The sequence below is a fragment of the Nonomuraea sp. NPDC005501 genome, from assembly GCF_040605905.1.
Lineage (GTDB): Bacteria > Actinomycetota > Actinomycetes > Streptosporangiales > Streptosporangiaceae > Nonomuraea.
In genome coordinates this window covers 105,210-126,343 of record NZ_JBEXDT010000008.1, presented here as the reverse complement: position 1 = coordinate 126,343, position 21,134 = coordinate 105,210, and the positions used below count along the sequence as shown (strand labels likewise).

General features: G+C 71.9%; 24 protein-coding genes and 1 pseudogene. 15 read left to right on the top strand and 10 right to left on the bottom strand.

Annotation, left to right across the window (positions count from 1 at the left end; genetic code table 11):
- Positions 1-80: 80 nt before the first annotated feature.
- Positions 81-551, bottom strand: coding sequence for a nuclear transport factor 2 family protein (locus ABZS51_RS07530; RefSeq protein WP_355437439.1), 471 nt, complete (start codon positions 549-551; stop codon positions 81-83).
- A 20-nt stretch (positions 552-571) separates the two neighbouring features.
- On the opposite strand from ABZS51_RS07530, the gene ABZS51_RS07525 reads away from it, so the two are divergent.
- The 3 genes from ABZS51_RS07525 (at position 572) to ABZS51_RS07515 (ending at position 3,049) form a co-directional block, all read left to right on the top strand.
- Positions 572-1,357, top strand: coding sequence for a helix-turn-helix transcriptional regulator (locus ABZS51_RS07525; RefSeq protein WP_355437437.1), 786 nt, complete (start codon positions 572-574; stop codon positions 1,355-1,357).
- Between the two features lie 99 nt (positions 1,358-1,456).
- Positions 1,457-2,059, top strand: a complete 603-nt coding sequence (locus ABZS51_RS07520; RefSeq protein ID WP_355437435.1) for a PadR family transcriptional regulator — start codon at positions 1,457-1,459, stop codon at positions 2,057-2,059.
- The gene (locus tag ABZS51_RS07515; protein ID WP_355437433.1) at positions 2,060-3,049 is read left to right on the top strand and encodes a cellulase family glycosylhydrolase; all 990 of its coding nucleotides are present in this window, start codon (positions 2,060-2,062) and stop codon (positions 3,047-3,049) included. It abuts the gene before it with no gap.
- Here the strand turns inward: ABZS51_RS07515 and ABZS51_RS07510 are convergent.
- A pseudogene (locus tag ABZS51_RS07510) lies at positions 3,046-3,246 on the bottom strand (hypothetical protein); the annotation flags it as partial. The gene ABZS51_RS07515 and the pseudogene ABZS51_RS07510 sit on opposite strands and share 4 nt — an antisense overlap.
- On the opposite strand from ABZS51_RS07510, the gene ABZS51_RS07505 reads away from it, so the two are divergent.
- From ABZS51_RS07505 to ABZS51_RS07470, 8 genes are all read left to right on the top strand, one after another.
- Entirely contained in the window at positions 3,165-3,383 is a 219-nt protein-coding gene (locus tag ABZS51_RS07505; RefSeq protein ID WP_355437431.1) for a cation transporting ATPase C-terminal domain-containing protein, read from the top strand. The pseudogene ABZS51_RS07510 and the gene ABZS51_RS07505 overlap by 82 nt on opposite strands.
- Positions 3,344-3,487: an acetate--CoA ligase family protein gene (locus tag ABZS51_RS07500; RefSeq protein WP_355437447.1), complete on the top strand. Its 144-nt coding sequence runs from the start codon at positions 3,344-3,346 to the stop codon at positions 3,485-3,487. Before ABZS51_RS07505 ends, ABZS51_RS07500 begins: the two co-directional genes overlap by 40 nt.
- 186 nt (positions 3,488-3,673) lie before the next feature.
- On the top strand, positions 3,674-4,453 hold the full coding sequence (locus ABZS51_RS07495) for an alcohol dehydrogenase catalytic domain-containing protein (protein WP_355437429.1): 780 nt from the start codon (positions 3,674-3,676) through the stop codon (positions 4,451-4,453).
- 233 nt (positions 4,454-4,686) lie between these two features.
- A complete protein-coding gene (locus ABZS51_RS07490) occupies positions 4,687-5,223 on the top strand; it encodes a TlpA disulfide reductase family protein (protein ID WP_355437427.1) in 537 nt (178 codons plus the stop codon).
- Between the two features lie 117 nt (positions 5,224-5,340).
- On the top strand, positions 5,341-5,544 hold the full coding sequence (locus ABZS51_RS07485) for a hypothetical protein (protein WP_355437425.1): 204 nt from the start codon (positions 5,341-5,343) through the stop codon (positions 5,542-5,544).
- Between the two features lie 269 nt (positions 5,545-5,813).
- Positions 5,814-6,389, top strand: coding sequence for a redoxin domain-containing protein (locus ABZS51_RS07480; RefSeq protein ID WP_355437423.1), 576 nt, complete (start codon positions 5,814-5,816; stop codon positions 6,387-6,389).
- Complete coding sequence (locus ABZS51_RS07475) at positions 6,386-8,296, top strand: ABC transporter ATP-binding protein (protein ID WP_355437421.1); 1,911 nt, start codon at positions 6,386-6,388, stop codon at positions 8,294-8,296. Before ABZS51_RS07480 ends, ABZS51_RS07475 begins: the two co-directional genes overlap by 4 nt.
- Complete coding sequence (locus ABZS51_RS07470; RefSeq protein WP_355437419.1) at positions 8,293-8,745, top strand: S26 family signal peptidase; 453 nt, start codon at positions 8,293-8,295, stop codon at positions 8,743-8,745. Before ABZS51_RS07475 ends, ABZS51_RS07470 begins: the two co-directional genes overlap by 4 nt.
- A 22-nt stretch (positions 8,746-8,767) precedes the next feature.
- Here ABZS51_RS07470 and ABZS51_RS07465 read toward each other — a convergent pair whose 3' ends face one another.
- From ABZS51_RS07465 to ABZS51_RS07445, 5 genes are all read right to left on the bottom strand, one after another.
- The gene (locus ABZS51_RS07465; RefSeq protein ID WP_355437417.1) at positions 8,768-9,970 is read right to left on the bottom strand and encodes an FAD-dependent oxidoreductase; all 1,203 of its coding nucleotides are present in this window, start codon (positions 9,968-9,970) and stop codon (positions 8,768-8,770) included.
- A gap of 95 nt (positions 9,971-10,065) precedes the next feature.
- On the bottom strand, positions 10,066-11,010 hold the full coding sequence (sigJ, locus tag ABZS51_RS07460; RefSeq protein ID WP_355437415.1) for an RNA polymerase sigma factor SigJ: 945 nt from the start codon (positions 11,008-11,010) through the stop codon (positions 10,066-10,068).
- 54 nt (positions 11,011-11,064) lie between these two features.
- Positions 11,065-11,442, bottom strand: coding sequence for a hypothetical protein (locus ABZS51_RS07455; protein WP_355437413.1), 378 nt, complete (start codon positions 11,440-11,442; stop codon positions 11,065-11,067).
- Between the two features lie 77 nt (positions 11,443-11,519).
- Positions 11,520-12,563 (bottom strand): zinc-dependent alcohol dehydrogenase family protein, encoded by a 1,044-nt coding sequence (locus ABZS51_RS07450; protein ID WP_355437411.1) that lies wholly within the window; start codon positions 12,561-12,563, stop codon positions 11,520-11,522.
- Between the two features lie 61 nt (positions 12,564-12,624).
- A complete protein-coding gene (locus ABZS51_RS07445; protein ID WP_355437409.1) occupies positions 12,625-13,881 on the bottom strand; it encodes an MFS transporter in 1,257 nt (418 codons plus the stop codon).
- Positions 13,882-14,017: 136 nt separating this feature from the next.
- Between ABZS51_RS07445 and ABZS51_RS07440 the strand changes: the two genes are divergently transcribed.
- Complete coding sequence (locus tag ABZS51_RS07440; RefSeq protein WP_355437407.1) at positions 14,018-14,923, top strand: helix-turn-helix transcriptional regulator; 906 nt, start codon at positions 14,018-14,020, stop codon at positions 14,921-14,923.
- Between the two features lie 79 nt (positions 14,924-15,002).
- Here ABZS51_RS07440 and ABZS51_RS07435 read toward each other — a convergent pair whose 3' ends face one another.
- Together ABZS51_RS07435 and ABZS51_RS07430 are read right to left on the bottom strand one after the other, a co-directional pair.
- On the bottom strand, positions 15,003-15,935 hold the full coding sequence (locus tag ABZS51_RS07435; protein WP_355437405.1) for an aminoglycoside phosphotransferase family protein: 933 nt from the start codon (positions 15,933-15,935) through the stop codon (positions 15,003-15,005).
- A gap of 93 nt (positions 15,936-16,028) precedes the next feature.
- A complete protein-coding gene (locus ABZS51_RS07430) occupies positions 16,029-16,631 on the bottom strand; it encodes a CGNR zinc finger domain-containing protein (RefSeq protein WP_355437403.1) in 603 nt (200 codons plus the stop codon).
- A gap of 153 nt (positions 16,632-16,784) precedes the next feature.
- Here ABZS51_RS07430 and ABZS51_RS07425 point away from each other — a divergent pair, with 153 nt between their 5' ends.
- From ABZS51_RS07425 to ABZS51_RS07415, 3 genes are all read left to right on the top strand, one after another.
- Positions 16,785-17,237: a VOC family protein gene (locus tag ABZS51_RS07425; RefSeq protein ID WP_355437401.1), complete on the top strand. Its 453-nt coding sequence runs from the start codon at positions 16,785-16,787 to the stop codon at positions 17,235-17,237.
- 70 nt (positions 17,238-17,307) lie between these two features.
- Complete coding sequence (locus tag ABZS51_RS07420) at positions 17,308-18,207, top strand: pyridoxamine 5'-phosphate oxidase family protein (RefSeq protein WP_355437399.1); 900 nt, start codon at positions 17,308-17,310, stop codon at positions 18,205-18,207.
- Positions 18,204-18,395: a ferredoxin gene (locus ABZS51_RS07415; RefSeq protein ID WP_355437397.1), complete on the top strand. Its 192-nt coding sequence runs from the start codon at positions 18,204-18,206 to the stop codon at positions 18,393-18,395. The genes ABZS51_RS07420 and ABZS51_RS07415 overlap by 4 nt, the downstream gene beginning before the upstream one ends.
- 320 nt (positions 18,396-18,715) lie before the next feature.
- Here ABZS51_RS07415 and ABZS51_RS07410 read toward each other — a convergent pair whose 3' ends face one another.
- Complete coding sequence (locus ABZS51_RS07410) at positions 18,716-21,052, bottom strand: hypothetical protein (RefSeq protein WP_355437395.1); 2,337 nt, start codon at positions 21,050-21,052, stop codon at positions 18,716-18,718.
- Between the last annotated feature and the right edge of the window lie 82 nt (positions 21,053-21,134).

The following is a 21,134-nucleotide window of genomic DNA, read 5'->3' as shown; positions in this document are numbered from 1 at the left end:
ACCTCTCTCGTCCGATGTGGCGGGTCCGGCGGGTCCGGCGGGTCCGGCGGGTCCGGCGGGTCCGGCGGCGCCAGACCGGCTCAGTGATCGGCGGGTTCCCACCACACCAGATTGGCGGCCGCCTGGGCCACCGGCTCGATGATCTCCCACGCCTCGGCGATCAGCCCGTCGTCGATCCGCCAGATGTCGACGACCACGATCTCCGGCCCGCCCCCGGGAAGCCGGCGCCGGGAATGCATCACGACGTGATCGCCGTCGGCCAGCACGTGATGGATCTCGACCTGCATGCCGGCGAGCGGGACGAGGGCGGCGCGTACGGCGGCGAGCCATTCCGCCTTGGTGGAGGAGGCCGAATCCGGCCTGTGATGGACGAAGTCGTCGCTCAGCAACGGCGCGAGCGCGTCGACGTCGCCCGTCCCGACCAGCTCCGTCAGCGCCTTCTGAACGATGCTCTTGTTGTCCGTGGTCATGTTCTGCGTAGTCATGGGAGCAGTTTTTCCGCCGTCGCGACGATTGTCGATGAACTCGCATGTCATGGCGTGCGGCCGCACGAGGAGTAGCATCGGCGGCCATGCACACGGTCGGGGAATTGTTGCGGGAATGGCGGCATCGCCGGCGACTCAGCCAGCTCGATCTCGCGATCGCCGCCGACGTCTCGGCTCGTCACGTCAGCCTGGTGGAGACCGGCAAGTCCAACCCGAGCGCCGACATGGTGCTCCGGCTCGCGGATCAGCTCGATGTGCCGTTGCGTGAGCGCAACCGGCTGTTGCTCGCCGCCGGCTTCGCGCCCCGCTACGCCGAGCGGCCGCTCGACGGGGACGCGCTGTCGGCGGCCTGGCAGGCGGTCGGGAGGGTGCTCCGCGCACACGAGCCGTACCCGGCGCTGGCCGTGGATCGCCGATGGAACATCGTGATGACCAATCGCGCCCTTGAGCCGTTCCTCGCAGACGTCGCCCCCGACCTGCTCCAGCCGCCGATCAACATGGTGCGGCTGGGCCTGGACCCGCGCGGGCTCTCTCCCCGGATCGTCAATCTGGCCCAGGTGCGCGCGGTGCTCCGTACCCGGATCTCGCGTCAGCTCGCCGCTGCTCCCGACCCCGAGCTCACCGCGCTCTACAAGGAACTGCTGACGCCCGGCTCCGGGGACGTGAGCCACCCGATCGAGTCCGAGGTCGTGATCCCGATGATCTTCAGCTTCGGCGGACGGGAAGTGCGGCTGTTCTCGACCACCACCACGTTCGGCACCCCGATGGACATCACCCTGGACGAGGTCTCGATCGAGTCGTACTACCCGGCGGACGCGGAGAGCGCCGCCTACTTCACCAGGCCCGGCACCGACCCTCACACCGGCGGGTAGCCGCCTGTGCCCGGGGCACTCCGTGCCGGACGGTCCGACGTGATCGCGGGTGCTATATAGTCGAATTCGTCTAGTCGCGTTCGACTATCTGGAGCTCCGGTGCCCGCACGCCCCCTGCGTACCCCGATGACCGTGGCCGTGCTCGGCCTGCTGGCCGAGCGCGCGCGCCACGTCTACGACATGCGCGTCGAGATGCGCGAACGCGGCCACGACCGCACTCTGAAGATCAAGAACGCGTCGTTCTACGACGCCCTGCCCCGCCTGGTCAACGCGGGCCTGATCACCGAAGGCGAGACCGTCCGCGAGGGCGCCCGGCCCGAGCGGACCGTCTACCGCATCACGGAGGCAGGCGGCTCGACACTACGAGACTGGCTGCGCGAACTGCTCGACGGTCCCGAGGACGACACCTCCGGCTTCACGGTGGCGCTGATGTTCATGTTCGCGTTGCCCAGGACCGAGGTGATCGCCCTCCTCGAACGCCGCGCCGAGCGCATGCGGGAGCATGTCGACGAAACCGGCCACGCCCTGGACGCCGCCGCGCGAGACGGAGTCGCGCCGGTGTTCCTGGCCGACCACGCCTTCCCTCAGGCCCTGCGCCGGGCCGAACTCGACTGGCTACGCGCATTCACCACCCAACTCCGCGACCCGGCCACGCACTGGCCCGGCCCCGGTTCCGACTCCCCGACGAAAGAGCGCAGGTAAATGAGCGCGTCCTCCCTTCACGAGACCAACCGCCTCCTGGCCCGCACCGTCAACATCGGCGCCGACTTCGGCGCCGCACTCGAACAAGGATGGACCGTCCCGGTCGGCCCGCGTCATCTGGACCTGTGCCACGAGGCCGGATTCTCCGCCGTCCGGCTGGCGACCTGCTGGGCCGCGCACACCACCGAATCCCGGGGACGATTCACCGTGGACCCGACGATCCTGGACAGCGTCGACCTGCTCCTCGACCAGGCCGCCGAACGCGGATTGAGCGTCGTCCTGAACAACCTGCAGGACCCCGAGCTGATGGCCGACCCACCCCGTCACCTCGACCGGCTGCTCGCCACCACCCACCAGGTCGCCGAGCGCTTCTCCGAGCGCCCCGCCCAGGTGATGCTCGAACCCCTGGCCGAGCCCCGCGGCCCACTCGATCCCCTCTGGAACGACTACCTGCGACAGATCCTCACCGCGCTGCGCGAGGCCGACCCGGCCCGAGCCGTCGTCATAGGCCCGGCCTCCTACAACAACATGCGGCGCCTGCCCGACCTCCGCCTGCCGGAGGACGACCGCAACCTGATCGTCACGGTCCACCAGTACTGGCCGATCACCTTCACCATGCAGGGTGAGACCTGGCTCGGCACCGAGACCCCGTTCGGCGACCCCGTCTCCTGGCTGGGCACGACATGGCAGGGCAGCCACGAGGAGCGCTCCGTGCTGTCCGACGCCTTCGCCGGCCTGGCGGAGTGGGCGCGCGCGCACGACAGGCCGATCTTCGTCGGCGAGTTCGGCACCTCCGGCAACGCCGACCCGGGCTCACGCGCGCGCTGGGCCGCCGTCAACCGGCGCCTGGCCGAGGAGCACGGCTTCTCGTGGGGTTACTGGTCCTTCGGGCCGACCTTCGCCCTGTACGACGAGAGCACCGGCGGGTGGGACCCCGCGCTGCTCCGGGCCCTCGGCCTCGGTCAGGCGAGAAACGTCACCGCGAGCTAGTGCTGCGAGTCGTCCGCCGGCGGCGCGCCGAACAGGCTCAGCACGCCCGCCATCGCCCCGAGGTGGATGCCCTCGGCCGTCGTGCCGCCCTGGACGTCGCGGACATCACCGTTGAGTGCCTCCACCAGGAACGGCTCCGAGGCGCCCGGCCCGACACGGGCCAGCACCCCGGCGTGGACGACGGCGCTCAACGTGGAGGCTTCCCGCCCAGATCCTGTGGATCAATCTGCTCACGCATGGGCTGCCCGGTGTGGCCCTCGGCGGCGAGCCGTCCGTGCCGGGGTCCATGGCCGGCTGCTCGACGACCTGCCGCACATGGCCGAGCTCGACCTGAACCCCGTCATCGTCACCCCGGACGGCGCGACCACGGTGGACGCGCGGATCAGGGTGGCGCCCTGCGAGCCGCCGCCCTCGCCGCTGCTGCGCCGCCTGCGCTGACCGGCGCCTGGTCGAGCACGCCATCCGCGAGCCGGATCGGGGGCACGCGCGAAGTGGCTGCCGTCGTGCGACGCCTCCCGATCCGGCCTCCGGAGGCCAAAGCCGTCCGCGTGAGGGACCTTCGCCCCTGCCCGGTTCCGCCCATCCCCGACGAGCGTGGGAGAGGAAAGCCGACGAGGAGGCACGATGAAGGCGCTCATCTATCACGGGCCGGGTCAGCGTTCGTGGGAGGAGACTTCCGATCCGCGACTGACCGAGGCGACGGACGCGATCGTACGGGTGGACGCTGTCACCATCTGCGGCACCGACCTGCACATCCTGAAGGGCGATGTGCCCGCCGTACGGCCGGGCACGATCCTCGGCCACGAGGCGGTCGGCACCGTCACCGCGACCGGAACCTCGGTCACCACCGTCGAGCCGGGAGACCGCGTCCTGGTCTCCTGCATCTCGGCATGCGGGCGCTGCCGCTACTGCCGGACCGGCATGTTCGGCCAGTGCCTGGGCGGCGGCGGATGGATCCTCGGTCACCGCGTCAACGGCACCCAGGCCGAGTACGTGTGCGTGCCGTTCGCGGACGCCTCCGTCCACCTGCTGCCCCAGGGGGTCTCCGACGAGGCCGCGCTCATGCTGGCCGACATCCTGCCCACCGCCTACGAGGTGGGCGTCCTCAACGGCAGGGTGAGGCCCGGTGACACGGTCGCGGTCGTCGGCGCGGGGCCGATCGGACTGGCCGCCATCACCACCGCCCGGCTCTGCACGCCCAGCCACATCATCGCCGTCGATCTCGCTCCGGCCCGGCTGGAAGCCGCCGGACGGCTCGGCGCGGACGTGGTCGCCGCCGGACGGCTGGATCCCGGCGGGTTCATCACCCACCGCTTCGCCCTGTGTGACATGACGGCCGCCTACGAGACGTTCGCCGACCCACAGGTGACCGGAGCGCTCAAGGTGGTCCTGTCGCGCGCCTGACCGGCTTCAGCGGGGCGACTTCTTACTCCAGAGCCTTGGTTTCACCGCGAAAGACCCGACATAACCCTTCACACGGCAGAGACACCGCAACAAACGACACCCGACAACAACCGATGACAGCAGCAAACCGGCCCAGAAATATCCGGCATTGCGGTTGGACCCCTTTTAGGCGATCATCGTCGAGTGGCCGCGGCCGTACCGGTTCCCGTAGGTTCTGGGAGAGGACGCATTTCGTGATATTCGCTGTTATGGGGCTGGTGCTGGTCGGCGTCGTCAGCGTACTCAACCTGGCGTTCCTTCTGGTCATGCTCCGTCGGTGGCGAGAGCTGGAGGCCACGGGCGGTGGCACGCACGGCGCCGGCATCCGGATGGTCGATCGGATTCCGAGCTTCTCCGCCCGCGCCCTCGACGGCACCACCGTGACGGACGGCACCCTGCTCGGCAAGGAGACCCTGGTCGGGTTCTTCTCGCTCACGTGCAAGGCCTGCGTCGAGGCCGTGCCCGTGTTCGCCGGGCACGCCGAGCGGCTGCGGGCCGACGGAGGAATCTCCCTGGCGATCGTCCACGGCGACGACTCGGCCGAGAGCGAGCTGGCCGCGATGCTCAGCGACGTGATGGACATCGTGATCGCCGAGGACTCGCAGGCCACGCTGTCGAAGCGGTACGGCGTCAAGAACTACCCGACCTACGCCTGGTACGGCCCCAACGGCGTGGTGACCACGGCCGGCGCGGGCGTCGCCGCCCTGCGGACCGAGCTGGTCGCCCCTTAGCGTCCCGAAGGCCCAACCCCCCCATGCCCGCGCGGGCCGCGGCCGCCGTGTTCACCCTTTCGTGGCGGCGCTCGGCCCGTGTGTGGAAAACCGATCCCACCACCCCAAGGAGCGACCATGTTCCAGAATGTGACCCGGCGCGTCACCCGCGCCGTCGAGGCGCTGCTTCCCACGACCACCGCCGACGCCGGCTGCGCGCCGGACTCGTCGATGGAGTTCAAGATCCAGGGCGGTGTGTGCTTCGGCCGCACCTGCTCGACCAACGGTGCCTGCGTGAAGCACTGCGGCCCCTGGTACAGCTACAGCATGAACTACTGCTGACGCCCGCCCGTCGCCGACCGGGGTGACACCAGCTTGACGCGCCGCGTGGCCGCCCTCGGCGAGGGCGGCCACGCCGGCCCCGGCGCCCCTCGAACGCGCGCTCCCCCTCCTCCGCCAGGGCGCCGCGCGCTCACGCACCGCCGTGGTCTCGGCCGGCGTTCTCACCGCTCTGATCGTCTTGTTCGACGACATCGCCGCGCTCTTCCCGTCTCCGGTCGCGGCCGGGGACCTCGGCCGGTGAGACGGCGCCGGAGCCGGAAAGGACATCTGTGGAATACCTTGTCGCAGGACTTGTTCTGGTCGCGGCGCTCACCGCGGTGAACCTCGTGCTGACCGTGGCCGTGACGCGTCGTTGGCGTGCCCGCATGAGCGCTCCACCGAGCCCCCACCATCACGGCCCCGCCTCCGTCCACAGGGAACCGGAGCTGGGCATCGCGCCCGGGGACCGGATGCCCGACTTCACCGCGACCACCGCCGACGGCGCCACGGTCACCCGCGCCGAGCTGGCCGGCCGGCCGGCGCTGATCGCCTTCCTGTCGCTGGACTGCGCGAGCTGCGACGACAGCGTGCCCGAGTTCGGCGAGCACGCGCGCCGGGTGCGGGACGCCGGAGGCCAGGTGCTGGCCACGGTGGTCGGCGTGGACGCGGCCGGCAGTGAGCTGGCCGCCCGGCTCGTGGGCGTCGCGGACCATGTGGTGCCCGAATTCCTCGACGCGCCGGTCGGCACCGCCTTCGGGGCCCGCTTCTACCCCGGGTTCGCCCTCTACGGCCCCGACGGGGTCGCCACCGCCGCCAGTGTCGGCCTGCAGGGGCTGGCCCGGACCGTGCATCCTTCGGCGCCGTGAGCGGCGACGGTGACGTGACGGAGCCGAGCGTCTCCGTCGTCCGCGGGATGAAGGCGGCCTACGCGCTCGCCTGGCAGGCCTCCCCCGGCATGCTGCTCCTCCAGCTCGTCACGGCGGTGATCAGTGGCGTGGCGCCGGTGGCGACCGCCTGGCTGACCAAGGTCGCCCTCGACGAGCTCGCCGCCACCGACCCCCGTACCGGGGCGCTGGTGTGGATGGCGGCCGGCATCGGTGCCCTGGGCATCGCGATGGCCGCCACCTCGGCCGTCACGCAGTACGCGCAGGGACGCGCCCGGCGGGCCATCGGCCTGCACTCGCAGGACCGGCTGTTCGACGCGGTCAACCGGATGAGCGGGCTGGCACGCCTGGAGGAGCCGCGCTTCCACGACCGGCTTCGACTGGCCCAGCAGTCCGCCGAGCACGCCCCGGACCAGCTGATCCACATGGGCCTGTCCAGCCTGCAGGGGACCCTGGGCATCGCCGGGTTCCTGGGCACGCTGATGGCGATCAACCCGGTCATGACGGCTGCCGCGCTGGTGGCCGCCGCACCCGCGATGATCGCCCATCTGACGCTGAGCCGGCAGCGGGCCGGGCTGATGTGGCGCACCAGCCCCGGCATGCGGCGCAAGCTCTTCTACCAGATGCTGCTGACCGACCTGCAGGCCGCCAAGGAGGTCCGCCTGTTCGGGCTGGGCAGCTTCCTGCACGGGCGGATGCTCACCGAACTGCGCGCCGCGAACAACGCCGAGGACCGGCTGGAGCGGGGCGTGGTGCGCGTCCAGGTCTCCCTCGCCGCCCTCGGGGCGCTGCTGTCGGCCGGCGGGCTGCTGTGGGCCGTGCACGCCGCGGCTGAACGGACGATCAGCATCGGCGACGTGTCGGTCTTCATCGCCTCCCTGGCCGGCCTCCAGGGCGGGCTCAGCGTCCTGGTGCAGGGCATCGCCATGGGACATCAGTCCGCTCTGGTCTTCCAGTACTACCTGACGGTGGTCGAGGTGGGGGACGACCTGGCCGTGCCGTCGCGGCCCCGGGAGCTCGCCCCGCTGGCCCACTCCATCGAGCTGCGCGACGTGTGGTTCCGCTACGGCGAGGACTTCCCGTGGGTGCTGCGCGGGCTGAACCTGACCATCCCGTACGGCACCAGCGTGGCCGTCGTCGGGCTCAACGGCGCCGGCAAGAGCACCCTCGTCAAGCTGCTCTGCCGGTTCTACGATCCGCAGCGCGGCTCCGTGCTGTGGGACGGGGTGGACATCCGCGACGTTCCGGTGGCGCAGCTGCGTCAGCGGATCGGCGCGGTGTTCCAGGACTACATGGACTACGACCTCACCGCCGCCGAGAACATCGGACTCGGCGACCTGGCGGCGATCGACGACCAGGACCGGGTCCGGGCCGCCGCCGAGCGCGCCGGGGCGCACGAGATCGTCGAGCGGCTGCCGGCCGGCTACCGGACGATGCTGAGCAGGGTGTTCCACGCGGGAGAGGAGGAGGACGGGGACGAGGCCGCGCAGGTGAGCGGCGTCCACCTGTCCGGCGGGCAGTGGCAGCGCCTGGCGCTGGCCCGCGGGCTGATGCGTCAGGGCCGGGATCTGATGATCCTGGACGAGCCCAGCTCCGGGCTCGACGCGGTGGCTGAGGCGGCGGTCCACGACCGGCTGCGGGAGCTGCGCGCGGGGTCCACCAGCGTCCTGGTCTCCCACCGGCTCAGCGCCGTCCGCCGGGCCGACCGGATCGTCGTCGTGCAGGACGGCCAGATCCTGGAGAGCGGCGACCACGCCTCCCTCACCGCGTCCCCGGACGGCGTCTACGCCCAGCTCTTCCGTACCCAGGCGGAGGGGTACCAGGAGGACCCGGCCGCGTCGCCGCCCGGGGAGGACGGCGTGGTGGCGACCACGGTGGCCGCCGGATGAGCCAGGCCCTGGGCTGGGTCGGCGCGGTGACGCTGGTGATCGGGGCCGTGCCGGCGGCCCGGCTGCTGCTGTCCACCGTCACCGTGCGGGGCGGCAGCATGACCCCGACCCTGCTCCACGGTGATGTGCTGCTGGTGCTGCGCCACCGCCGCCGGGTCCGGGCCGGCCAGATCGTGGTCGTCCGGCGGCCCGACCCGCGTACGGGGTGGGACGGCCCCGTCGCCCCCACCGGGTGGTACGTCAAGCGGGTCGTCGCGGCGGCCGGGGACCCGGTGCCGCCCTGGGTGGCGGGGGATCCGCCCGGCAGCGTGCCGCCGGGCATGCTGGTGCTGCGCGGAGACCACCCCCGATCGGAGGACTCCAAGCAGTGGGGCCTGTGCCCGGCGGACCGGATGTACGGAGTGGTGCTGCTGCGGCTGCGCACCGGGGGCGAGCACGCCACCGCCTGACACCGGCGCTTCGCTCCGGGCTCTACGCCGGCATCCGGAAGGCCGCTCCCGCCGCGGCCGGCTTCCGCGTGACGCGGCGGCGCCGGGTCGGCAGCCCGAGCGTCGGGTTGGTGACGCTCCAGGCGGCGCCTTTGCAGACCAGCTCCTTGTAGACGGCGGCGAGCCGGCCGGTCAGGACCGCCTGCACGGCGCGGTCGTCCGCGGTGACGTACTGGATCAAACCCTCCTTGCGGCCCAGTGAGATGCACTGGTTGACGTAGCGGATCGGCACGTTAGGGAGCTTCCCGCCGGTCAGGCGCGCCGCGATGGCGTCGGCGGCCTGCCACGCGGTCGGACCTCCCGAGGCGCACGACATCCGCAGCGGCTTGTCCCCGGGGCCCATCACCATGGCCGCGTCGCCGACCGCGTACACGTCCGGGTGCGAGACCGAGCGCATGGTCCCGTCCACCACGATCTGGCCGGTGCCGGTGACCTCCAGGGCGCTCGCCTTCGCGATCGGGTGGACCGCGAAGCCGGTGGTCCACACGGTGACCGCGGCCGGGATGGCCCTGCCGTCGGCGGTGGTGACGCGGTCGGCTTCGACGCCGGTGACGGCGGCGCGCTCGTGCACGGTGATCCCGAGCTTGCCGAAGACCTTCCGCAGGTGCTCGCGGCCCTTGGGAGAGAGCCAGTCGCCGAGGCCGCCGCGGGCGGCGAGGGCGACGTCGAGATCCGGGCGGGCCGCGGCGATCTCGGTCGCGGCCTCCAGGCCGGTGAGGCCGCCGCCGACGACGACCACGCTCTGTCCGGCTTCGAGGCGGGCGAGGCGCTCGCGCAGCCGGAGTGCTCCGGGCCGCCCGGCGATCTCGTAGGCGTGCTCGGCGGTCCCGGGGACGCCTTGGGCGTCCCAGCCGCTGCCGAGGGCGTAGACGAGCGTGTCGTAGACGAGTTCTCCGGCGCCGGCGCCGTTCGCGTCGGTGACGGTGACGGTCTTGCGGTCGACGTCGACGCCGGTGACCGTCGCGAGCTTCGGTACGACGCCGGTGCCCGCGAACATCTCGCTGAACGGCCGGGACTTGAGGTCCTGGCCGGCCGCCAGCTGGTGCATGCGGACGCGTTCGACGAAGTCGGGCTCGGCGTTGACGAGGGTGATGGCGACGTCCTCGCGGCGGAGCCGCTTGGCGAGGCGGCCGGCGGCGGTGGCTCCGGCGTATCCGGCGCCGAGAACGATGATGCGATGCTGCATGTCCTCGCTCCTGTCTCTTGCGCGGGTCTGCCCCTTGAACCGGGCAGCCCGCCGTTTCCTGACAGGGACGCGATGTGAAGCACCTCACACAGCGCTCAGAAGGCGTTGAACAGGGGCTCCCCGTGGTCGGCGGTCGCCCAGTGCGCGGTCGCGCGTTCGAGCTTGTCGGGGTTGAACTGGTTGCGGCACGCGGCGATGCCCTCGGCGGTGACCTCCAGGCACATGATGCCGACGACCCGGCCGGCCACGACGGCCACGACGGCGGGCTCGCCGTTGGCGGTCCAGGCGTAGACCTCGGGCGCGCCGCCGACCAGGGCGCGCTTGGCCGCGGCGGGTCTGAGCAGGCCCCACAGGAACTTCGCGACCGCGACGGCGCCCTCGAACGCCTTGGTGCGGGCCGGGATCTTCCCGCCGCCGTCGCCGATCGCGATGGCGTCGTCGGTGAGCAGACGCACGAGCGGCGCGGTCCGACCGCTGGCGGCGGCCGCCAGGAACTCCTCGGCGATCCGCCGGGCGGCGGCCTCGTCGACCTTGGTGCGGGCCCGGCCGTCCGCGACGTGCTTCTTGGCGCGGTGGAAGATCTGCTGGCTGGCGGCCTCGGTGATGTGGAGGATCTCGGCGATCTCCCGGTGCGGGTGGTCGAAGGCCTCCCGCAGCACGTACACCGCCCGCTCGTTGGGCGACAGGCGCTCCATGAGGGTGAGCACCGCGTACGAGACAGATTCGCGCTGCTCGGCGGTGTCGGCCGGGCCGAGCATCGGGTCCCCGGCGAGCAGCGGCTCGGGCAGCCATGGGCCCACATAGGTCTCGCGGCGCGCCCGCGCGGAGGTGAGCTGGTTGAGGCACAGGTTGGTGAGGACCTTCGTCAGCCAGGCCTCGGGGACCTCGATGCGGCCGACGTCGGCGGCCTGCCAGCGCAGGAACGCCTCCTGCACGGCGTCCTCCGCCTCCCCCGCGGAGCCGAGAAGGCGATAGGCGATGGCCTCCAGTCGCGCTCTGGAGTCCTCGAAACGCTCGACGTCGTCCGCGGACAGGGGCATGGCCGGATCCTAGCCCGCGCGGCCGGCCCGAGCCCCGGCACGGTCACGTGCTTTCTACCGCCGCCCGCCGAACTCCCAGTCGTGCACCTCGATGCCGGCGTACCGGTCCGGGGTCAGGAGGGCGCGTGCCGCGTCCGGGTCCGGCGCCCGGACCAGCAGCGCCGTACCCAGCCAGGCGGTGCCGTCGTCGGACAGCAGCGGCCCGTACGCGATCAGCTCGTCCAGCTGGCCCGCGGCGGGCGGCGGGTCGAGGTCGGCGGCCTGCCCGGAGCCGAGGCCCAGCACCAGGTACCGGTTGCCGCCCTCCCGGCCGCCGGGGCCGCCACGGCCGAAGGTCGGGCCACGGGCGATCAGCTCCGCCGCGTACCGGTCCATGTAGGACCAGTGCGCTTCCACCAGCTCGGCGCAGCGCCGCGGAGTCAGGCCGATCACGGTGATAACAGAAGAACTCCATGCCGAGAGTACCTACCATGGGCCTCACCGGGAGGTGCTCGTCACCATCACCTCGGTCAGGGCTTGACGAGGACCTTGAGGGTCTTGCGGTCGGCCATGTCCCGGTAACCGGCGGGGACGCCGTCGAGGGTGGTCGTGGCGTCGAAGACCTTCCCCGGCTCGATGGTGCCGTCGAGGATGTCGGGCATCAGCTGCTCGATGTAGGCCCGGACCGGTGCCGGTCCGCCGGCGAGACGCAGGTTGTGGCGGAAGAGGCTGCCGAAGCCGACCGGGGCCTCCTCGTACTGCGGGACGCCGACGCGGCTGATCACGCCGCCCGGGCGGACGACCCCGACCGCCTGCTCGTAGGCGGGCATGTTGCCGACGGCCTCCAGGACCACGTGCGTGCCGTGGCCGCCGGTCAGCCCGCGGACCTGGTCGATGCCCTCCTCGCCGCGGGCGGAGACGACGTCGGTGGCGCCGAACTCCCGGCCGAGCTCGGTGCGCGCCGTGTGGCGGCCCATGAGGATGATCTGCTCGGCGCCGAGGCGCTTGGCCGACAGTACCGCCAGCAGGCCGACGGCGCCGTCACCGATCACGGTGACGCGGGTGCGCTCGTTCACGCCGCCCGCGACGGCGGCGTGGTAGCCGGTGCCGAACACGTCGGAGAGCGTCAGCAGGGACGGGATGAGGGCCGAGTCCGCCGCGACGGGGAGCTTGACCAGGGTGCCGTCGGCGAGCGGGACGCGGACCGCTTCGGCCTGGCCGCCCTCTTCCGGCTCGCCGTCCCAGAAACCGGCCTCCGGGTGGACGCACGAGGTGTGCAGGCCCTCGCGGCAGAACTCGCAGGTGTTGTCCGAGATGGCGAAGGGAGCGACGACCAGGTCGCCCTTCTTGACGGAGGTCACCTCGGAGCCGGTGTCCTCGACGATGCCGATGAACTCGTGCCCCATCCGTGCGGGACCGTCCGCCGGGGACAGCGAGCCGTACGGCCACAGGTCACTGCCGCAGATGCAGGAGGCGGTGACGCGGACGAGCGCGTCGGTGGGCTGCTTGATGACGGGGTCGGGGACCTCCTCGACTCGGACGTCGCCGGCGCCGTGCAGCAGGGTTGCGCGCATCAGGTGTTCTCCGTTTCGGGTGGTGGTGCAGAAGCAGTGTTTGCCCAGATCAGGCACTAGCTCACTGTGGCTCGTATCGGGCAAATGCCGGGCAAAGGCGGCGGCGCCGGGTGAGGGCCATGGTGACGGTGGGGATCAGGGTCAGTGCGGCGATGGCGGTGCCGACCGCAGCGGGACCCGTGGCGCCGAGGGCGGAGCCGAGGGCCAGGCCGGCCAACGAGGAGCCGGCGGCGGTACCGAGGTTGAACGCCGAGACGGTGAGGGCGGACCCCAGGGTGGATGCCCTGCCCGCGAAGCGGACGGCCAGGGAGATCAGCACGGGGTTGGCGCCGAGCCCGAAGAGCCCGAGCAGGGCGACCAGCGCGGCCGTGGGCACGGCGTAGCCGGACAGCAGGCAGATCGCCAGCAGCAGGACCGTGGTCGCCGCGGCCGCCGTGATGGTCGTGGCATGCGGGCGGACGTCGCCCAGACGCCCTCCGACGAGGAAGCCCACCAGGGCGCCGACGCCGAAGCCGACGAGCACCAGCGGCACCAGGCCGGCGGCGAGGCCGGCCCGGTCGGTCATGAGGGGCGAGACGTAGGAGTACGCCGACAGCACGCCGCCGGTCGTGGTCGCGCAGGCCGCCAGCGCCAGCCACAGCCGGCCGGAGCGCAGAGCGGACAGCTCGGACCGGATCGACACCGCCTGACGGCCGGGGCCGTCGTGCGGGACGTAGCGGGCGATCAGCCCCATGGCGGCCACCGCGAGGGCCGCGAGCACCCAGAACGGTCCCCGCCAGCCCATGAGCTGCCCGGCGAGAGCGCCGAGCGGCACACCGACGACGTTGGCGAGCATGGCGCCGGAGCCCACGACGCCCAGGGCGCGGGAGCTCGCGCCGGGGCCGGCGACGCGGGTGGCCACCACGTTGGCCACCGCCCAGAACGCCCCGGTCGCCAGCGCCGTGAGGAACCGCGCCGCCAGCAGCAGCGCGAAGCTGGAGCCGAGCGCGACGATGACATGTCCGGCCGCGAAGACGCACAGGGCCAGGATCAGCGTCGACCGCCTGGGCAGGCGCAGCGTCAGCATCGCCGTCAGCGGCGCGCCGACGATCATCCCGGCCGCGAAGACCGTGATCAGCAGCCCGGCCCGGGCCACGCTCACCCGCAGGTCACCCGCGATCTGCGGCAGCAGGCCCGCCACCACGAACTCGGTCGTGCCCATCAGGAACGTGCCCAACGCCAGCACATGGATGACGAACGGGAGCCGGGCCGGCCGAGGCTCGCGGTCTTCGACGCGCACGTCGCCGGGGGCGTGGAGGACTCCTCCTCGCGTGCTCATGCTTCCATCTCCATCGGGGTCGTGTTCGGGCGGTCGATCCCACGAAACCGGCTGCGCCGCGTGTGGAGAAGGTCGGGTTTATGGGGGGTACAAGCTCAACCTCCCTCCACGGCGGCCGGCGGCTACCGTGGAAGGCATGGACCAGCGACCCGACAACCGCTCCGAGATCCGGGACTTCCTCGCCAGCCGGCGCGCCAAGATCACCCCGGAGCAGGTCGGGCTGCCGACCAGCGGCCGACGCCGGGTTCCGGGGCTGCGGCGCGAGGAGGTCGCCGTTCTCGCAGGCGTGAGCACGGAGTGGTACACGCGGCTGGAGAAGGGCCACATCAGCGGCGTGTCGGAGGACGTGGTCGACGCGGTCGCCCGGGCACTGCACCTGGGAGAGGACGAGCGCACCTACCTGTTCGACCTGGCCCGGTCAGCCCGGCCCGCCCACCGCACGCCTTCCCGGCGCAAGGATGTCGAGGTCGCGCCGCGTGTCCAGTGGCTGCTCGACTCCATGACGATGTCCTCCGCCTCCGTGCAGAACGGCCGCATGGACGTCGTCGCGAGCAACGCGCTGGCCCGAGCCCTGTTCGCGCCGGTGTTCGCCAGTGAGACCACCGGCAGGCGCGGCCGCGCCAACATCGCCCGCTACATCTTCCTCGACCCGGGCGCCCACCACTTCTTCGCCGACTGGGACGCCGCCGCTGCCGCCACCGCCGCGCTGCTGCGCGCCGAAGCCGGGCGCGAGCCCCACGACCGGGCCCTGCGTGAGCTCATCGGCGAGCTGTCCACGCTCAGCCCCGGCTTCCGCGCCCAGTGGGCCGCGCACGACGTCCGTATCCGCCACGACGGCGTCAAGCGGCTGCGGCACCCCGAGGTCGGCCACCTGGAGCTGACCTACCAGTCCCTGGACCTGCCGATGTCCAACCGGGCCGTGCACGACCTGACCATCTACACCGCGGAGCCGGGCACCACCTCCGAGGACCGGCTCAAGCTCCTCGCCAGTTTGGCGGCCACCCGCTCCCGGGCATCGGAGCCCACGAACCAGCCGCGCTGAAGCGCACCGCCCGCGCAGGCGGCATGTCCGTGACCTGCGGCGGCGACCGGACCCATCCATCTCCGTGGGCACCGCCGGATCAGGCCAGATCGGCCCACGGGGCCGGCGGGGCCGAGGCGAAAAAGCGGAGCAGGCCCAGGAGCCGGCCGGCTGGAGGGGCGGTCCAGTGGCGTTCGCCGGGGCGCGGGACGGGATCCGGCAGGCGGCCGAGTGCCCAGGTGAGGTGGAACCACAGCACGCGAGCTTCCCAGCTCGGTGTGCTCCCCGAGGTGCGCTCGCCGGTCGCCTGCCGGTAGCCGTCGAGCATGGCCGGGATGCCGGTCAGGGGCATCTTGGCGAAGTCGACAGCAGGGTCGGCCCACTGGGCGTCGCCCCAGTCCACGATGCCGTTGAGCTCGGCTGTCGCCGGGGAGACAAGGAGGTTCTGCGGGGCGATGTCGCCGTGGACCAGGACCGGGGACGGGTCCGCCGGGAGATGCGCCGAGAGCCGGTCGAACCAGCCGGTGAGCCAGCGGGCGGCCTCCGCGTCGATCCAGCCCGCCACGAGAAGACGGTCGGTGAGTGCCCAGGGGTCCGCGTCGTCCTCCACGGGGACGGCAGGAAGGTCAGGCGCGGTGGCCGGGGACAGCCGGTGCAGCTTGGCCAGTTCCCTGCCCACCTGATGGTGGACACGGTCGGCGTCGGCGGCGGGCAGGTCGAGGTCTGCGAGATCTGTTCCCCGCGCTCGGGCGAGCACCATGTACGGCACGTCCACCACCGAACACGTGTCGTCGAAGGCCACGACTTCCGGCGTCCGCACGCCCGCGTGCAGGGCGGCGGGGATGACCGCGACCTCCTTGACCAGGTCCGGGAGGAACTGCTTGGTCCGTGGGATGCGCAGGACCAGGTCGTCCCCGAGCAGGAAGACGCGGTTGGCCACCCCTGCCGGAAGGGGCCGCACCTGCTCGGCGGTGATCCCGTGCCGACCGGCGATGGCGGCCAAGATCTCGTCGCTCGCCTCGAATTCCGACATGATCGAGCATAGTGACACAGACGGCCGGAACCCGTCTCGCGCACCCGTCCACATGCCGGACTGCCGCCTCCCGCCGGTCCCCCGCGTGGCGGCTCAGTCACCACTCCCCTGCCGCACCTTGGCGTAGTGGCGGGCGGCTCGTGCCCGGTTGCCGCAGCCGGGTGAGCACCATTCGCGCCGTGGGCTGTCGCGGACGAAGTACAGGATGCAGCCCGGGCCCTCGCAGGCGCGCAGCCGGTGACGCAGGGGCCCGGCGAACAGGTCGACGGCGTCCTCGGCCACGGCCGCGAGTGCGGCCGCGACAGGGCGGCCCGCGGTGCACTCCGTCGTGTGCGGCTCGGGCGTGGTCCGCAACTCCCGCCAGCGCGGGGTGCGGCCGGCGTGACGGTTGAGGGTCGCCACCATGTCCGGATCGGGTGCGCGCTCGTTCACGGCTGCGGCGGCGAGGGCCCGTACGACGTCCCGGAGCTCCCTGGCCAGGTGCAGGTCGTGGTCCGTCACGCCGTGGATGTCGGCGTCGGCGAGTCCGACCGCGAGACGTGGGCGCATGTCACGCAGCCACGCGGCCAGGTGCTCGACGCTGCGCAAGCCGTCCTTGGGGCGGCCTCTCACCGCGTACGAGGTGTTGCCGAGTTCGATGGCCGGCGGTTCGCCCAGGAACGGAGCGCCGCCATCCGCAAGGTGTGCCACTTCCACCCTTCTAACGCTACATCCAGGTTGACAGCGTTATAAAACACACTGCATATTCTAATGGCACAAGAGGTTCGTAGCCGTTAGGAGCAGCTTTCCCGACGAACGGGCAGCCATGCCCGTCACGCAACGCGACCGCATCCACATGGAAGGTTCCGCATGAGCACACCTGCCCTGCAGACCGGGCACGTCGGTCTGAACGTGACCGATCTGGCACGTTCCACCGCCTTCTACCGCCAGGTCTTCGGGTTCGAGATCATGGGTGAGCAGACCGACGGCGACCGCAGATTCGCCTTCCTCGGCCGCGACGGCACCCTGCTGGTCACGTTGTGGCAGCAGAGCGGCGGCGTGTTCGCCACCGACCGGCCCGGCCTGCACCACCTGTCGTTCCAGGTGCCCGACATCGAGGCGGTCCGGCGCGCCGAGGCCATCCTGCGCGAACTCGGCGTGCGGCCCTTCCACGAGGGGATCGTCCCGCACGGCGAGGGCGCGTCCTCCGGCGGTGTCTTCTTCGCCGACCCGGACGGCATCCGCCTGGAGATCTATGCGCCGACCGGCGCCGACACCGCACCGGCCCCCACGAACGGCGCGCCGACGTGCGGCTTCTTCTGACCGATCCGACGGATGCACCTGTGCCCGGGCCGCGCGCCGCGGCCCGGCCCACGACGGGAAGGGATCGCCCATGCTCCACCCAGGCGAACGCTCAGTACAGCGCCGCGCCGGTCTGACCGTCGACGGATGGGGGTCGGCCGGCGCGGGGGCGGCCATCCCGCCGGTGGCGGCGGAATTCCTCGGGCAGCAGCGTCTCGCGGTGATCGCGGCCGCCGATGACACCGGCACGGCGTGGGTCAGCGTGCTCACCGGCCCGCCCGGGTTCGTCACCGCCCCCGACGACCGCTCCGTCGTGGCCGACCGGCTGCCCGGCGCCGGCGATCCGCTCGCGGGCCTCTTCGACGCCGAGCGGCAGGTGGGCATGCTCATGATCGAGCCGGCAAGCCGGAGACGGATGCGGGTCAACGGCCGGGCCCGCCGGCACGGCAGCCGGCTCCTCGTCCGCACCGAACAGGTGTACTCCAACTGCCCGAAGTACATCCAGACCCGCGCCCACGTCGACGACGTGCCCCCGGGAAGCAGGACGGCGCTCGTCACCGGCGAGCTCACCGCCGGCCAACAGCAGTGGATCGGCACGGCCGACACGTTCTTCGTCGGCACGTATGCGGAGGGACTGGGAGCCGATGCGTCACATCGCGGCGGCCACCCCGGATTCGTCACGGTGGCCGGCAGCCGCCGGCTGACCTGGCCCGACTACGCCGGCAACTCGATGTACATGACGCTGGGCAACCTCGAACTCGAGCCGCGCTGCGGGCTGCTGTTCCTGGACTGGGAGAACGGTCACACCCTGCACCTGACCGGACGCGCCCGCGTCGACTGGGACCCGGAGCGGGCGGCAGGGGTGCCCGGCGCCCAACGGCTGATCGACTTCGACGTCGAACGAGCCGTCCAGATTTCCGGTGGCATCCCGCAACGGTGGTCCTTCGGCAAGTACTCCCGGTTCAACCCCACAGCTGAGAAGGACTCATGATGCGTGTCCGTGTCGACATGGCCTTGTGCCAGACCCACGCCCAGTGCGTGTTCGCCGCCCCGGAGGTGTTCGCCCTCGACGACGATGACGAGCTGGTGTACGAGGCCACGCCTTCCGACGCGCTGCAGCCCGCCGTGGAGGAGGCGGCTCGCGCCTGCCCCGTGCAGGCCATCCTGCTGGACGACTGACCGGCGCGGCGCATCGCGATCGCCCCCGGTCCTTGCCCGCCTCCGCTAGCCGGGGAAACCGCGGTCCGTCATCTCGTCGAGAAGGCCGTCGAGGAGCCCACTCGGCGTTCGGTGTGGTCGGCGATCGCGATGAGGACCACGCTCAGGTCCAGATCAGGCATGCGGGCCTGTAGAGCGCGCAGGCCCGGCCAACCTCCTCCGTGGCGATAGACGCGATAGCCGGCGTGCGATCGGACCCTGCCCAGCCCGATCCGGTCAGCGGCGCAGCTGCTCGTTCCTGATGAGGGACGGCCCCTGACGCCACTCCTCGGCAGGCGTGCTCACCGCTTGGGCGGCTTGCGGTATGTGATCGGCTTGTCCCCCTTGCCGGGGAACGCCATGATCAGCAGGCGCTGGCCGCCGCCCTCGTGCGGTCCCTGCCACCTGAACCAGTCGTAGTGCACGCGGACCCGGTAGTGACCCGCGCGGCCGTCGAGCGACAGGTCGGGGAACTTCGTCCCGCTCATGTCGTCCCTGAGCACGATCTCGCCGGTGGGGCTTTCGTAGCCGACCTCGACGACCTGGTCCCAGCCTTTGGTCTCCACCGGCGGACGGCGGCTGTAGGTCTCCACCGTGACGCAGAGACGGTAGTCGGAGTGCGTGCGGATCATGAGGCGGCCGGGGAGGGCGGTCACCAGGCCGTCGGCCCCGGCCTGATCGAGCGAGTCGTCCTCGAACGGGTCCCCGCCGTCCTCGGTCGACTCGTACGTCTCCACGACCCCGTAGTCCGTCCACTGGGGCTCCTTCATGCGGATCGCCGTGGCCGGCTTGACGAGCGGGCGGTGGCGCGGGCTCGAGTCGCACATGCGCTGCGCGTCGGCCTGCCACTCCCGCACCTCCCGGTCCTGTCTGGCGGCCGCGGCCTCGACCGCGGTGCGGGCGCTGGGGCAGATCTCCGCGAGCGGGTGGGTCAGGGCGTCGCGCTTCAGCCCCTCCGTCGCCTGAAGGCGGGCGATCTCCTGGGGATCGTTGCGGGTGTAGATGCCGCACAGCCGGCGGGCGTGGGCGAGGATCACGGCGTCGGGCGTGGCGGCGGCGAACGTGATCAGGTCGGCCTGCCGGAGGGAGCACACGAATCGCTGGTCCCGGGTGAGCTCGGGCCGCTTGGGCTCGCGCGCCCACGTCTCGCGCGGATCACAGTCCTCGGCCGCGGTGACCGGGCCGCGAGCCTGGTCGGCCACGGGCACGAAACCGAGCGCGACCAGTGTGGCGAGCCCGGCCGGCAGCACGTGGTGGCGTACGCGCCGGGCGGGCGCGGCCGGGTACAGCGACAGCAGGAGCAGGGCGGAGGCGAGCAAGGCCGCGCTGTACCACGACGGGGAGATGCCGAAGAAGAGCTCACCATCCTCTCCCTGGGAGAACAGCCCCTCCGGATAGATCTGCGTGCCTTCGTAGAAGAAGTCGCCGAACTCTCCTGACACCGGCGTCGCCGTGAGCGCGCTGACGAAGCCCACGGCCGCGGCGATGGTCAGCGCCAGCGCCGCGATCCGCACGACGTGGCGGGTCCGGCGCAGGACGGCGGCCAGGATCAGCAGCGCCGGGCCGCCGACGCCGACGAAGACGTCCAGGACGAGCCACATCAGGGCGTTCCCGCTGCCCCCGTTCAGGCGGACGGTCTCCTCGACGACGCCCCTCGGGCCGATCCAGAGATACCTGCCGTGCGCGAGGTTGACGGCGGCGGGGATCAGCGGGAGCACCATCGCCACGGCGGGCAGCGGCCACCGCCTGGCCGCCGGCCGCGCCGGCGCCTGCCGGGATACCGGCGGTGGAAGGGGGTTCGCCAGCTCGTGGGCGGTCCGGGCGTCCCACACCAGCCCGAAGACGCTGACAGCGCCGAGGAGCGCATAGACCCTGAAGATGTCGGGGAACCCGCCGCCGCCGAAGGAGACGACCCCGTTCGGCTGGAGAACGGCCAGCACCTGCGCGATGACGCCTGTCCGGACGGTCGCCGCGCTCCAGCGGGGATCCCTGGCCTGGGCTGCCAGGATCGACACGGACCACGCCAGCCAGACATAGCCGTACCCATCGGCAAGAGCGAAGATCCTCGCGACGGAGTACAGGTCGAAAACCCCCGTGATCTCCTGGCCGATGCTGCTCACGCCGGCGACGGTCCCGACGACGAGCGAGAACAGCCGCGGCCCGCGGGAGACGGTGTCACGGAGCACCAGGAAGAACAGCCCCACGATGGCCAGCTGCACGAGACCGGAGACGATCCCCGTCACCGACCAGAACCAGTGAATCTCCCAGGCGAGAACCAGCGGAGCGCTCGCGATGCCGATCAGGCCGTTGCCGACGCCCAGGTACAGGGCGAGCCGCAGCAGGCCGACCGTCCCGCCCCGGGGCGCCGGTTCGCCGCGGGCCCGCCCGCGCAGCACCTGCCACAGGGCCCACGCCTGAAGTGCCCCGATGAGGATCAGGACGACTGCCGGCCCCCACGAGACGCTGATTGTGTCCTCGCCGAGGCCGGGGAACCAGCTCATACCGGAGTCGCGGGTGACGACGTTCCAGAGAAGCTCGCCCCGGCCGGTGGTCAGCGCGAAGGCGCCCAGCACCATGACTGCGGCCAGGTAGCCGAGCGCGATCAGGGCGGCGATCCTGCCGAAACGGTGGCGACGCATGGCCATCTCTTGGGGGGCGGAGCCGTCAAAGCGCCCAAGACTAGCGAGCCACCAAGAAGTTGATCAAGTCGTGGCGGGTGCG